15 protein-coding genes and 2 tRNA genes are annotated in these 13,011 nt (G+C 39.1%); 11 read left to right on the top strand and 6 right to left on the bottom strand.

Annotation, left to right across the window (positions count from 1 at the left end; genetic code table 11):
* Positions 1-3: 3 nt before the first annotated feature.
* Positions 4-3,273, bottom strand: a complete 3,270-nt coding sequence (locus tag HPC41_RS19570; protein ID WP_246250912.1) for a SusC/RagA family TonB-linked outer membrane protein — start codon at positions 3,271-3,273, stop codon at positions 4-6.
* A gap of 418 nt (positions 3,274-3,691) precedes the next feature.
* Here HPC41_RS19570 and mqnC point away from each other — a divergent pair, with 418 nt between their 5' ends.
* From mqnC to HPC41_RS19555, 3 genes are all read left to right on the top strand, one after another.
* The gene (gene mqnC, locus HPC41_RS19565; RefSeq protein WP_172395762.1) at positions 3,692-4,816 is read left to right on the top strand and encodes a cyclic dehypoxanthinyl futalosine synthase; all 1,125 of its coding nucleotides are present in this window, start codon (positions 3,692-3,694) and stop codon (positions 4,814-4,816) included.
* A gap of 9 nt (positions 4,817-4,825) precedes the next feature.
* A complete protein-coding gene (gene scpB, locus HPC41_RS19560; RefSeq protein ID WP_172395760.1) occupies positions 4,826-5,386 on the top strand; it encodes an SMC-Scp complex subunit ScpB in 561 nt (186 codons plus the stop codon).
* 153 nt (positions 5,387-5,539) lie between these two features.
* Complete coding sequence (locus HPC41_RS19555) at positions 5,540-5,695, top strand: hypothetical protein (RefSeq protein WP_172395758.1); 156 nt, start codon at positions 5,540-5,542, stop codon at positions 5,693-5,695.
* Positions 5,696-5,792: 97 nt separating this feature from the next.
* Here HPC41_RS19555 and trxA read toward each other — a convergent pair whose 3' ends face one another.
* Genes trxA through HPC41_RS19540 form a run of 3 tightly spaced genes read right to left on the bottom strand, consistent with a single transcriptional unit; the run spans position 5,793 to position 7,678 of the window.
* The gene (trxA, locus tag HPC41_RS19550; RefSeq protein WP_108636998.1) at positions 5,793-6,089 is read right to left on the bottom strand and encodes a thioredoxin; all 297 of its coding nucleotides are present in this window, start codon (positions 6,087-6,089) and stop codon (positions 5,793-5,795) included.
* A gap of 2 nt (positions 6,090-6,091) precedes the next feature.
* Positions 6,092-6,820 carry a rhodanese-like domain-containing protein gene (locus HPC41_RS19545; protein WP_172395756.1) on the bottom strand — a complete coding sequence of 243 codons (729 nt, stop codon included), beginning with the start codon at positions 6,818-6,820 and terminating at the stop codon, positions 6,092-6,094.
* 9 nt (positions 6,821-6,829) lie between these two features.
* Complete coding sequence (locus HPC41_RS19540) at positions 6,830-7,678, bottom strand: glycoside hydrolase family 25 protein (protein ID WP_172395754.1); 849 nt, start codon at positions 7,676-7,678, stop codon at positions 6,830-6,832.
* A gap of 67 nt (positions 7,679-7,745) precedes the next feature.
* Between HPC41_RS19540 and HPC41_RS19535 the strand changes: the two genes are divergently transcribed.
* The 4 genes from HPC41_RS19535 to HPC41_RS25180 all read left to right on the top strand — a co-directional run bounded on the left by HPC41_RS19535 (position 7,746) and on the right by HPC41_RS25180 (position 9,372).
* Positions 7,746-8,630 carry a bestrophin family protein gene (locus tag HPC41_RS19535; RefSeq protein WP_172395752.1) on the top strand — a complete coding sequence of 295 codons (885 nt, stop codon included), beginning with the start codon at positions 7,746-7,748 and terminating at the stop codon, positions 8,628-8,630.
* 93 nt (positions 8,631-8,723) lie between these two features.
* Positions 8,724-8,808, top strand: a tRNA-Ser gene (locus HPC41_RS19530).
* Positions 8,809-9,050: 242 nt separating this feature from the next.
* Positions 9,051-9,135 (top strand) — tRNA-Ser (locus tag HPC41_RS19525).
* Between the two features lie 66 nt (positions 9,136-9,201).
* On the top strand, positions 9,202-9,372 hold the full coding sequence (locus HPC41_RS25180) for a hypothetical protein (protein WP_216660834.1): 171 nt from the start codon (positions 9,202-9,204) through the stop codon (positions 9,370-9,372).
* Here the strand turns inward: HPC41_RS25180 and HPC41_RS19520 are convergent, their stop codons facing one another.
* The gene (locus tag HPC41_RS19520; RefSeq protein ID WP_172395750.1) at positions 9,373-9,891 is read right to left on the bottom strand and encodes a methylated-DNA--[protein]-cysteine S-methyltransferase; all 519 of its coding nucleotides are present in this window, start codon (positions 9,889-9,891) and stop codon (positions 9,373-9,375) included. It lies immediately after the preceding gene.
* 307 nt (positions 9,892-10,198) lie between these two features.
* Between HPC41_RS19520 and HPC41_RS19515 the strand changes: the two genes are divergently transcribed.
* Positions 10,199-10,735 carry an ExbD/TolR family protein gene (locus HPC41_RS19515; protein WP_172395748.1) on the top strand — a complete coding sequence of 179 codons (537 nt, stop codon included), beginning with the start codon at positions 10,199-10,201 and terminating at the stop codon, positions 10,733-10,735.
* A 158-nt stretch (positions 10,736-10,893) separates the two neighbouring features.
* Here HPC41_RS19515 and HPC41_RS19510 read toward each other — a convergent pair whose 3' ends face one another.
* Positions 10,894-11,460, bottom strand: a complete 567-nt coding sequence (locus HPC41_RS19510) for a hypothetical protein (RefSeq protein ID WP_172395746.1) — start codon at positions 11,458-11,460, stop codon at positions 10,894-10,896.
* A gap of 178 nt (positions 11,461-11,638) precedes the next feature.
* Here HPC41_RS19510 and HPC41_RS19505 point away from each other — a divergent pair, with 178 nt between their 5' ends.
* The 3 genes from HPC41_RS19505 to HPC41_RS19495 all read left to right on the top strand — a co-directional run bounded on the left by HPC41_RS19505 (position 11,639) and on the right by HPC41_RS19495 (position 13,011).
* Positions 11,639-12,031 carry a group III truncated hemoglobin gene (locus tag HPC41_RS19505; RefSeq protein ID WP_172395744.1) on the top strand — a complete coding sequence of 131 codons (393 nt, stop codon included), beginning with the start codon at positions 11,639-11,641 and terminating at the stop codon, positions 12,029-12,031.
* Between the two features lie 107 nt (positions 12,032-12,138).
* Entirely contained in the window at positions 12,139-12,471 is a 333-nt protein-coding gene (locus HPC41_RS19500) for an ArsR/SmtB family transcription factor (RefSeq protein ID WP_172395743.1), read from the top strand.
* Between the two features lie 66 nt (positions 12,472-12,537).
* A complete protein-coding gene (locus HPC41_RS19495) occupies positions 12,538-13,011 on the top strand; it encodes a DUF6428 family protein (protein ID WP_172395741.1) in 474 nt (157 codons plus the stop codon).

Below are 13,011 nucleotides of genomic sequence, written 5' to 3'. Positions count from 1 at the left end.
TCGTTAAAAACCTAAACTTACGCCCAACATATATTGTCTAGATTGTGGGTACACCCCAAAATCAACCCCCAATGCCGGATAATCCGAAGGTGTTGCCGATACCTCAGGGTCTAGACCTTCATATTTTGTGATGGTGAATAGATTTGTTACTCCGACATAAGCCCTTAATTTTTTCACACCTGTATTCGCGCCAAAGAGTTTATCTGTAGAAAAATTATAACCAATCTGTAAGTTTTTCATTTTAAAGAAGCTGGCATCCTGCACGAAATAACTTGAAGACGCATACTCATTGGCCGATACTTCTTCTTTTGTCTGTGATGGAATTAAACTTGATGTATTGCTGGTGCTCCACGCATCCAATACACGTACGCTCTTTTGACCATCAAACACGCCAAAATCCGTAAAGTAACGTGTTGCCTCATAATTCTCGTTTCCTTTTGAGCCATAGAAATACATCATGATGTCGAAGTTTCTGTAATTAGCGTTGATATTAAGGGAATACGTAAAATCCGGATGCGGACTTCCGATAACGGTATTATCTTTTGCATCAATGATTCCGTCTCCATTCACATCTTCAAACCTAAAACCTCCAACACGGGCTTTTTCATAAGAAGGATATTGCTTCAATTCCGCTTCGTTTTGGTAGATCCCAGCAACCTTAAATCCATAAAATGCGCCGAAAGGCTGTCCTTTTCTCAAGATAGAGGTTTCCATACTTCTAAAAGCTCCATACACCACATCATTGATACCGGGTGCCAGACCAACAATCGTATTTTTGTTTCTTGAAATATTTGCGCCAATATCAAAGTTTAGCTTGTTCGGATCCGTTTGTTTATGGTGATAATTCAACGAGAACTCCACCCCTTTGTTTTGCATATCCCCAATATTTACATAAGGAGAGGCTGCTCGGCCAACAGCTGTTGCCGGCAATGGCAATGCAAATAACATGTCTGAAGTTTTCTTGTTATACCAGTCAAAAGCACCATCAATTCTTCCTTGCAAAATCGAAAAATCCAATCCAAGGTTTAGCGAAGCAACCTGTTCCCATTTTACATTCTCATTTTGATAATCACTGATCCATAGACCACTTACAAGATCAGTATTTATCGGATAAGAAGCAGAATTAATAGAAGTTGCATAACGTTTTAAATATTGATAAGATGGAATGCGTTGATTACCAGTAATACCATATCCTGCTCTCAATTTCAGGTCACTTAACCAGCTTACATTCTTCATAAACTCTTCTTGCGACACCCTCCAGGCGCCACTCACACCAGGAAAAGTACCGTACTTATTTTTCGAGCCAAAATTTGAAGAACCGTCTCTACGGACTGTTCCACTTAAAATATATCGGTCTTTATAAGAATAATCTACTTTACCAAAAATGGAGAATAATGATCCCAAGGCCCCTTCACTTGAAGCCGAATTCTTGGAAGCCTGGCTCACATAAAAGAAATCTGTGGTATTTGTGATGAAGTATCCATTACCGTTTCCTTGTACCTGCCGATAAGTATTATCGATTGCTTCTGTTCCTAATAGCACATTTAAGCTATGGGCATCATTAAAATTAGCCTTATAGTTCAATGTATTTGTCCAGGTCCATTCTGTATTATAACCTGAAGTCTCCGAAGAGGCGCTGTTCGCACTTCCCTCTGTAAACTCAAGATTTGGATAAGTATAACTTAAATTGTAATAATTTTCATATTTGACGCCAAAGCTTGTTCTAAATGTTAATCCCTTTAATACATCGTATTCTCCAAAAGCATTACCAAAGAAAAAATTGCTTTTGTTCATATTATCCTTAGCACGGTAAGCGATCGCTACAGGGTTTTCTCCATTTCCCCATCCACCTCTAGAACCTGCAAAATTACCACCTTCATCATATACCGGGATAATATTTTTGATACGGTAGGCGAATCCAATCGCACTGCCCTCACCGATATAGTCGCCTGCGGTGTTTGTATTGACACCTATACCATGCCCTTTGGTCATGCTATACTGCATATTTTCGCCAAAACGCAGTTTTTTATTAAAAGCTGAAAAATTCGTATTTGAACGTACATTAAAGCGTTCAAACCCAGTATGAATAACCGTTCCTTTTTGGCCAAGATATCCTCCCGAAACGGCATACGAAGCATTTTCGCCTCCACCCACAGCATTTAATTGATAAGACTGTGTCGGCGCATTCTGGCTCAATTCTTTAAACCAGTCTGTTCCTGCTTTATTCGCTTTCGTAATTTGATAAAATTCTTCTTTGTTGTCAGCATAATTGTATTTGGACATATCCGCATCCGCAGGTGTCACCTTGTTGCCAGACACAGCACCTGCAAGCAAATATTCAGGCAGCGGATCTTTATTGCCATTCAAATCATAAATCTGCTGTGGACTTAACATTTTTGGAAAACGGCCACTATTAGGTACTTGAACACCATAATAAGCATCAAAATTAATTTGTGGTTTTCCAGATTTCCCCGATTTGGTTGTAATGATAACAACACCGTTATTTGCACGTGATCCATAAATAGAAGCTGCCGATGCATCTTTCAGCACCTGCATTGTTTCAATATCATTCTGATTTAGCCAGCTCAATTTACCTTCAAATGGCACCCCATCAATCACATATAGCGGTTCGTTATTATTAATGGTACTATAGCCCCGGATTTTAATCTGTGGTGTCGAACCAGGTGCACCATCGGTCACAACTTGAACCCCCGTCGCACGACCTTGTAAAGACTCCACAGCACTCGCCGCCGGTGTAGTTTTCAATTGGTCTGTATTGACGACAGCAACAGATCCTGTCAGATCCTTCTTACGCTGCGTCGAATAACCTGTCACCACGACTTCTTCCAACGCATCTTCTGAGGAATTTAAGGAAATTGTCAAATCAGCCTTTCCCGTGACTGTGACTTCGGAGCTCGAGTAACCAATGTAACTCACAACCAATACATCACCGACCTTTCCCTGGATCGTAAATGCACCTTCTGCGTCTGTCGATGTGCCCTTGTTCGTTCCCTTGATTTTCACGGAGACACCTGTGATGGCTTGGCCCGTAGTAGCATCTTTCACTACACCTTTAATAGGTATTTCTTGCAACCTTTTAGTTTTCGTTAACGAAACGACCTCAACTCTACCATGGGCAACAACTCCATTGGCTGACACTTGAGTGGTCATTCCTCCTGTAATGAGAAGAGAACTCATCAGCAGAAAACTCTTATTGAACTTTTGGCCCAATAGGAGATCAAAACAGCATTTTTGGTCCGTTTTTTTCATCATAATTTTATAAATAGGTGGTTTAAAAAAATTTATGTTTATTCCCTGTTTGTATTAGTTGATATTGGTTTTTAAGTTGTTGGTCATTCGACTCCAGTGGAAACAATATGCATCGTCACCAGCTGCGAGCCCTTTTTGGTCATCATTTTTTCTTTAGTTTGGTTATTCACAGAAATGTTAAAATCTGTTAAATAAATGTAAAGAATAATAAATGTAAAAAAAAAGAAAATTCTTATTTAAATTACAAAACACTATAAATCAAGTTATTGTAATTATTACACTAAGTATTTGCACGATACTTTTGTTACAAAAAAGATTCCGCTAGCCCCCTTCAATCTACTTCCGCTTCCCTATTAAACCTGAATGTCAAATATTCGCCAAATCCATTTAAATACGCTAAAAGGTACTTATATTTGTTTTGATGAATGTAAGTAGTTTATTAGAACGGGCGCTCCGATTTGAGTTCCTTTCCAAGGAAGAAGGTGTTTTTTTATATCAAAATGCACCTACAGCTGATTTGACTTTCGTAGCCAATGAATTGCGTAAGATACAAGTACCACATGGCAAGGTAACTTGGCAGATTGACAGGAATGTGAATACGACTAACGTCTGTGTTGCAAATTGCAAGTTTTGCAATTTCTTCCGACGTCCCGGTCACGAAGACAGTTATATCACTGATATCGAGAGCTACAAGCAAAAGATCGAAGAAACCTTTAAATATGGCGGCGATCAGCTCTTGCTACAGGGGGGACACCATCCTGATTTGGGTATTGAATTTTATAAAAATCTATACAAACAGTTGAAGGAACTCTATCCTACGCTAAAACTACATTCACTCGGACCGCCCGAAATCGCCCATATCTCCAAATTGGAGAATATGAGCCATATTGACGTATTGACTCAGCTCAAAGAGGCAGGATTAGATTCCCTACCCGGAGCTGGAGCTGAAATCCTAAATGACCGGGTCCGTCGTCTGATATCCAAAGGAAAATGTGGCGGTAAGGAATGGCTTGATGTCATGCGTGCTGCGCACAAAATAAATCTGCCTACTTCGGCTACGATGATGTTTGGCCATATTGAAACCATAGAGGAACGTTTTGAGCATCTGGTTTGGATCAGAGAAGTACAAGATGAAAAACCGAAGGATTCCTATGGCTTTATCGCCTTCATTCCCTGGCCGTTCCAAGATGATGGCACATTATTGAAAAGGCTTCGTGGCATTACCAATGACGTTACCGGTGAAGAATATATCCGTATGATTGCTTTGAGTCGGATCATGCTGCCTAATATCAAAAATATTCAAGCTTCTTGGCTTACTGTTGGAAAACGTACGGCCCAATTATGCCTACATGCTGGTGCCAACGATTTTGGATCCATTATGATTGAAGAAAATGTTGTTTCGGCAGCGGGTGCTCCCCATCGATTCACGTCTAAATCAATCCAAGAGGCAATTTTGGAAGCAGGCTTTGCTCCACAATTAAGGACACAAAAGTATGATTTCAGAGAGTTACCAGCGCACATGGTCGAACAAGTTATTAATTATTAATACCCTACATTGAAAGACGTCATTAGAAATATTGAAGCAATTATTTTTGCTTCAGCAGAAGGTATAGATCTTCCGGATATCAAACAGATCCTGCAAGAAGCTTTGGCTATTGAAGTATCTCGAGAAGAGCTGCGCGAATTGATTCAAAAGATCGAGAATAAATATAAAGATGAGGAGCATGTTTTGGAGTTACGTTACATTAATAATTCCTACCAGTTTCTGACCAAAGCAGTTTATCACGAAGCGATACAGCAATTACAAAATCACAACAACAAACGTAAACTCAGTCAATCGGCACTGGAAACACTTGCCATTATCGCCTATAGACAGCCAATTACAAAGCTGGAAGTTGAACAGATCAGAGGCGTAAGCTGTGATTATTCTATCCAAAGACTTTTGGAAAAGAAACTAATCAAAATAGCTGGAAAAGCCGATACCATTGGTAAACCACTTTTGTATGCCACCAGCCAACAGTTTATGGATCATTTTGGAATCAACGGTGTTCGCGACCTTCCACAACTAAAAGATATCGTCACGGAAGACAACGCAATTGGCGAAACAAATGAGTAAATAAAATAAAATAAATTTTTATTTTCAAAAAACAATTCAACATACTGATTAACAGAAAAATAAAGGGCAATATTTTTTTTAAAAAAAGTTTTAAAAAATAGTTTTCTTCTCTAATTTTACAACATTGAATAAGGAACAATAAAGTATTATTTTATGAACACGGCAATATTAGCTACCGAAGATCTTGAAGAAGTAAAATTCGCATCTTTCAATGGACCTGATGACGATGATGATGATTTCGATAACGATGATTTCGAAATCCCTGAAATTGAAGGATTAGATGACTTCGACGATGACGATGAGTTTTAGTATTTAGTGCGATATAACACTACCTATTAAAACCAGAAAATCATTAAAAAAATAAGGCGTTCAATTAAAATTGAACGCCTTATTTTTTGCCTATAGATTACTTCGCTTGATCTATCAACTTATGTAATTCCATCTTTGGGATCATCCCACTCTGGCGCCACACTTGTTGACCATTCTTAAATAATATAAATGTAGGTACACCACTTACTTTATAAATGGAAGCGATTTTTGGATTTTTATCCACATCGATCTTTATTATGGAAAGATCCTCTTGATAAAATTCCTTTACATCCTGTAACACCGGCGCCATTGTTTGGCATGGACCGCACCACGTTGCAAAAAAATCCACTAAAACCAGTGAATTTGATTGAATAATCTGGTCAAAAGTTGCCATTATTAATTCTCCTTTATTTCATCTTTCATTGCCTTATATCCACCCTGAATATTGCACACATTTTTAAATCCTTTTGCACGCAAAATTGACACGGCAACCGCACTGCGATAACCTGATTGACAATGCACATAGAGCTGTCTATTGTCTCTTTCTAGCGTATTACCAAAATTAGCGAAATCTACCAATGGAATGTTCATTGCATTGTCAATATGTCCTTTATTAAATTCTTTCGCTGTCCGTATGTCTACAATATGACCTAGATCTGATCTTTCTCGAAATTCCTGCGCCGACAGGTTAACCACCGAATCCATCGGTTCCTGGCCTTTCCAACGTGCTATACCCCCATCCAATACACCTATTACTGCCGAATACCCCAGTTGCGCAAGACGTTCACCCAGGAGCACACGATCCTGCTCTTCAACCACAAGCAAAAGTTTCTGATTTCTATCCGGAATGACCTGCTGCAAAAAAGTATCAAACGGTCCTTTAAGACCAATGTTGATCGCCCCTGGAATAAAACCTTTTAAGAACTCATCGCCCGATCGTGTATCCAAAACTATCACATCCACCTGCTCGCGCAACTTTTTAAATTGTTTCAGAGAGAGCGATGGTAAGTCCACTACGCTACAAAAAGATGCTCTCGGTTGCAGTCCTAATCCTATACCAGCGGACAATGGATCCGTCCATATAAAGATGGTCCCTAGAAGTATGACCACTAAAATTCTATTCATCTAATTTTACTATTTAAAGGGAATAAGCAATTTTTCTAATTCCGTTATCTTACCATTATAAATATTTAAATCGACATTTCCTCGTATACCAGTCACCGAGCCCTTTTCTGAGAATTGCCAAAATGTCCAATGTTCTTTAGGGTTTTCGATCCAAAAATTATAATTCGCGATCCAGAGGATATAGTTTGCGAATTCCTTTTCTAAAAAATCACTGTAGAATTTGTCTCCAGAATACAGAATTGGTTTGACTTTATAATGTCCCTCCACTTCTTCTAGCCAACGTTTCAATCCCACTTTTAAGCTGTCCATCGATTGTTGTTTTGGATGCTCTTCGATATCCAGTACGGGCGGAAGATCCCCTGGATGGAGCCGTACCTTACGGATAAAATTTTTAGCTTGCTTAACCGAATTTTCATTTGGTCGAAAATAATGGTATGCACCTCGTAAGATCGCCCGATTATGGATTTTAGACCAATTTCGGTTAAACTTATCGTCCACTCCCTTTTCCCCCATCGTGGCCCGAATAAATACAAAATCAATAGGAAATTGATCGTTGATGGTGTTCACTTTTTGCCAGTCGATATCTTCCTGATAGGTCGAAACATCAATACCAAATACCTTATCATCGTGCTTACTCATGATCTCAATATTGCGGATATCGTATTTCGCTTCCCTCGTTAAGGACTTATTTTTGGATGTTGCCACACGGAAGTAATACATTATTCCGGCCTTATAGTGCCATGCAACAAGACATAGAAAGAACGCCAACATGACCGCCACCATCCAGATCCATTTGGTCTGACTTGACTGCTGGTTCCTCCGACCGGCTTTTGCTCGTTTTGGTTGTTGTCGCGCCATACGATGATGAAGTTACGGGAATCACAATTAACTCGCAAAGTTTTCGTAACAATTTATATTTTTGTATATGATCGTATACAACCCTAAAGATTGGCTATCAGCAACTTTCAAATTACATAAGTCAGACACTTTTAAAAAGTTGTTACCTTTTCTTGTTTTCATTGCTTTCTATTCTTGGGCTATTGCCTATCTTGAATTAGAATACCTCAAGTTAAACGAAAGAAGCTGGGTGAAGAATATTACCATTGTCCATAACCTCTTGGGTTTTGTGATCTCACTATTGTTGGTATTTAGAACAAACACTGCTTACGATCGCTGGTGGGAAGCACGCAAGCAATGGGGAACATTGACCAATGTAAGTCGCGCTTTCGCTTATAAACTCAACGCGATTCTGGATGATAGTGATAAAGTCAACCGCAGTTTCTTTCGAAAAAGTATTCCGCTTTTTGCAGAAACCTTGTATGAATATTTGCGGTCCGACTACACCAAATTTATGCTTGATGAAAATAAACATCCTGAGCTTAAATCTTTGGACAGTAAAAAGCATGGGCCAAATCAAGTCTCCAATATGATTTTTCAAAAGATAAACCACCTTTACAAAGAAGGGATTGTCAGTGGGGATCAATTGATTATACTCAACGAAGAGATTGTGTCGATGACCAACGTATGTGGTGCGTGTGAGCGTATCAAGAACACCCCAATTCCATTGGCTTATAGTGCATTTATTAAGAAGTTCGTCATCTTCTATACAATGACGCTACCAGTAGGTTATGTTTTTTCGATCGGGTATTTTGTCATTGTTGCTGTTCCGTTTATCCTTTATGTATTAGCATCGCTTGAATTGATTGGAGAATCAATCGAAGAGCCCTTTGGTGTAGATCAGGACGACCTGCCGATTGATAAAATAGCGGCCAATATTAAAAAGCACTGCCATGAGATTATTCCGGCATAGCATTTTGAAAATAATCTAGCTCATTTTCAAACCATAAGACATTGTTGCAAAAATAAGTTTTGCAAATCTATACAGAATTTCTACTTTTGTCGCGGAGAGTTGGCAGAGTGGTCGAATGCGGCGGTCTTGAAAACCGTTAACTGTCACAGGTTCGGGGGTTCGAATCCCTCACTCTCCGCAGAAAAGCCTTTCAGAAATGAAAGGCTTTTTCCTTATCGTACGATTCGAAGCAAAGGGGGGAGAAAATCTGATTTCACAACCTATAATCGAATTCTTTATGTGTAAGTCTCTAAAAACACATCAAAATAAAAGCTTGATATCCAGCGAATTTTTCAAAAAAAACCATCCAAATAGCTTATTAAACAAAGAAAAATGTAAAATAAGTTTTGTAAATCTGCTTAGAATTTCTACTTTTGTCGCGGAGAGTTGGCAGAGTGGTCGAATGCGGCGGTCTTGAAAACCGTTAACTGTCACAGGTTCGGGGGTTCGAATCCCTCACTCTCCGCAAAAAAGCCTTTCAGAAATGAAAGGCTTTTTTTTATTATAATACGATTCGAAGCAGAGAGTGGCCGTGGCGCGAACTTTATCATGGACACCTGTATATCTACAGTACCATTCGCTAACAGGTATGCCGAGAAATCTCATCGGTTCAATGGTTTGGGAGGCGCGCCATCGTGATGGACCACTACTTGTAAAAGCTGAAACAATAGGTATTAAGATCATGGTAGCGTTAGCTGACTAACTACAAATCAAACAACGTTGGAGCCCGATCTTTCATTTCCAGGTCAATAAGAATCGATTTATTTTTCAGTCCGCCCGCAAAACCAATTAATTTACCAGATTTCCCAATGATGCGATGACAAGGTACAATAATGGATATTGGATTCTTGTTCAATGCACCTCCAACTGCACGCACAGCTTTTATATCCCCTAGTTGGCGTGCCAAATCCCCATAGGATTTTGTTTGACCATAAGGGATAGTTAACAGAGCTTCCCACACTTCAAGCTGAAAGGCTGTTCCCTGCATGTCTAAAGGCAAATCAAAAACAGTTCGCTTTCGATCAAAATACTCCGAAAGCTGTTGCCGTGCAAGCAAAAGCACCGGAGCTTGATCATCTCTGACAGGGGTAGACAATTTCGTCCGTTTGTAATCTTCACCTTCCCACAATACCGCAGTTAATCCACGGGCAGTAGCGACAAGCTTCATTTTTCCCACTGGCGATATTATGTCTGTATAAACAAATTCACAATCAGTCGTCATATTTTTTATTGGCAAGTTACTAATCTTTTCATTTCCAAAAATAGACATTTGATCTTGCTAGGCATCCATATCCGTCATCAACTATAGGAATTTTATACGACCAAAGTTTTAAACAAAACATCAATTTCAGACATGATCTCATAAAATGTATAACCCCGATCCACTACATCTAATCTACTGTAATTAAATGCGTTAAAATAAATCAAGATAAAATACGATCTTCATTATAAAAAAACTATGGAATCCGAACGCCTAGCGCATCATATCCATGAACAAGAACAAGAGTTATAACCTAAAGCTACGAATCATGGCAGAATTAAACCAAAAACCACAAGAAACCGGAAAGAAAAAAATCAGAAGCCGAAAAATGGCTCCAAAAGTGGATTTGACAGCGATGGTAGATCTTGCGTTTCTTCTGATCACATTCTTCATGCTAACCACCACCCTAAACAAACCGGCAGCAATGGATATCGCCATGCCAGACAAAACGAAAGAAAATGTAGATTCTCCGGTCCTAATTGACGAAAACCGCACAGCAACGCTGATCTTAGGGGATGGAAAATTTATGTGGTATCACGGTGATTTTAAGAAACCTTTTGCTGCTTCTGAAAAACCAGCCGATATAGAGACAACCTTAGCACAGGTCGTCGCGCAGCTCAATGCAAAGATCAGTACCCTGCCTAATACGAAGGATATGATCGTACTGATCAAGCCAAGCAAGGAAGCACGGACGAAAGATGTCATCCGAACGATTGACGAACTCAAACATCAGAACATTACCCGTTATGTCATCGGCAAAACTCAAGACGAAGAGGAAAAACATTTATTAGCATCCATTCAATGACAGCTCCCAGCGATCAAAAGTTTACATCCACAACAATAACCAGTCTGAGCAATCTTACCCTTTGAAGAAGGATTGCAGACAGATGGACAATGAAATAAAACAGGGCTATCAAAAAAAAAATGGGCAGCCCTGTTCAATATAATTCCAACAATAATAAATTATCTTTTATCCAAGTTTTCCCAATAACGCTCCACATTTTCTTTCACCTCGGCAGGTAGGGAAGCATAGTTATCTGAGTAAGTTGTTTTATTATACCCATCATCTGCATCCGCACGCAAACGATAAAACTGCCCTTTATATAAAATCAGGGCAATACAGCTCAACTGTTTTTCAACATTCTCCTTCGGGTGTCTGGAATAGATAAACACCGCATCCAATTTTCCGTCTTTGTCTGCATCAAAAAAAGCTTTTCGGGATTCCCAGACGGAAGTAATAATACCATCTTCCTGAATAATTTCTTCCACTATTGGCACCCACATGCCATCTATTCGTTGAAATTGCTGCGCATACAGTTTATCCGGATCTGCCCCACGTTCCTCTTTTGAAAAAATGATATAATTATCTTCCTTTGCGGTCTGAATATGCTCAACCTGCAACACCCGTTTGCCTTTAAACGGAAAGCCCGAAGATTCAAAATTCTCTTTATTGACCGTTATATCGGTGATCTGTGCCTGCGCGATGGAGCATCCCAGCAGCAGCAGAACACAAAAAGTGTATTTTCCCATCTGTTTTTCCCTAAATGTGCATTCAAATTACTGAGAATAAAAGAAAAATCCAATATTATTAACAGGCTTCTTTACATCAGCCTGATTCATTTCTCCATTATTCTACTTAAATTTAACTTATTATATACCGTGAAACAGCTACAGTAGCATCCGTTCCACAAAACATACACGTCATCCCATGAAACAGGACATTCAGACCATCGCGGACATCAAAATACTGGTTGATCAGTTTTATAACACTGTCCGTCAGGACAATCTCTTAGGTCCTATTTTTCAAGAGCGTATCCAAGACAGGTGGGCTGTGCACTTGGAAAAGATGTATCGCTTTTGGCAGACAATTTTATTAGATGAGCATACCTATTTTGGTAGTCCATTCCCACCCCATATCCCTCTACCAATCGAGGCAAAGCATTTTGACCAATGGCTTCTTTTATTTGAATCCACCGTAGATCGCTTGTACAAAGGCGAAAAAGCAGAAGAGGCCAAATGGCGTGCACAAAAAATGGCACAGATGTTTCAGTTTAAAAAAGAATATTTCAATGCTAACCCAAAAAAGAAACCCTTGTTATAAAACGTATTTGGAGCATCTTAGATCATCGGCTGTGTTTGCAAAAAAAATATTCATACCGTTGGATATCTAAAATTATTATCGTAATATTGCAATATAATATTATCATAATGGGACTTACAAAGACAGAAATTTTTGCAGACGAACAAAATAAACTTGCTTCAGCATTTAAAGTACTTGGGCACCCTGCACGCATAGCTATTCTCCAACACATTATTGACAAGAAAGCATGCATCTGCAATGATCTTGTCGATGAATTGGGACTTGCACAGGCAACCATTTCTCAGCATCTGAAGGAACTGAAAAATACAGGAATAATACAAGGTACAATTGAAGGAAAGTCTGTTTGCTATTGTATCAATGACGTGATTTGGAAGGAATTTCAACAGGAGCTCAATGCATTTTTCAACCAGGACGTTAATGTCTCAAATTGCTGTGGATAATTTTTTAAAACAAATCATCGTAATATTGCAATATATAGTTTTTTCATCATATAAAACCAATCTGCTATGAAATTATCAGAAATCAAGCAAATTCTAACAACATTGGATAATGTTGAATTTCAACTCGAAAATGGCACATTCGTTCCTGAACACTTCCATGTCACCGAAGTTGGTCAGATCACGAAAAACTTCATTGATTGCGGCGGTGTCATCCGCAATGAGAAAGTTGTAAACTTCCAGCTGTGGAACGCGGATGATTACGAGCACCGTCTAAAACCAGGTAAGCTATTAGATATCATTAAATTATCCGAGGAGAAGTTGGCTATTGAAGATGCCGAAATTGAAGTTGAATATCAAAGCGATACGATTGGCAAATACGACCTCGCATTCAACGGACAGACTTTTTTACTGAAAAGCAAAACCACAACTTGTCTTGCCCAAGACGCTTGTGGAATACCAGCTGAAAAGCAGAAGAGAAATCTGTCAACGCTAACAATCAGTGGGTCTTCTTGTTGTACTCCAGGTTCAGGCTGTTGCTAA

Source organism: Sphingobacterium prati (assembly GCF_013167215.1).
Taxonomy (GTDB): Bacteria; Bacteroidota; Bacteroidia; order Sphingobacteriales; family Sphingobacteriaceae; genus Sphingobacterium; species Sphingobacterium prati.
Note: the sequence above shows the minus strand (reverse complement) of the source record. Positions and strands in the feature narration are given on the sequence as shown.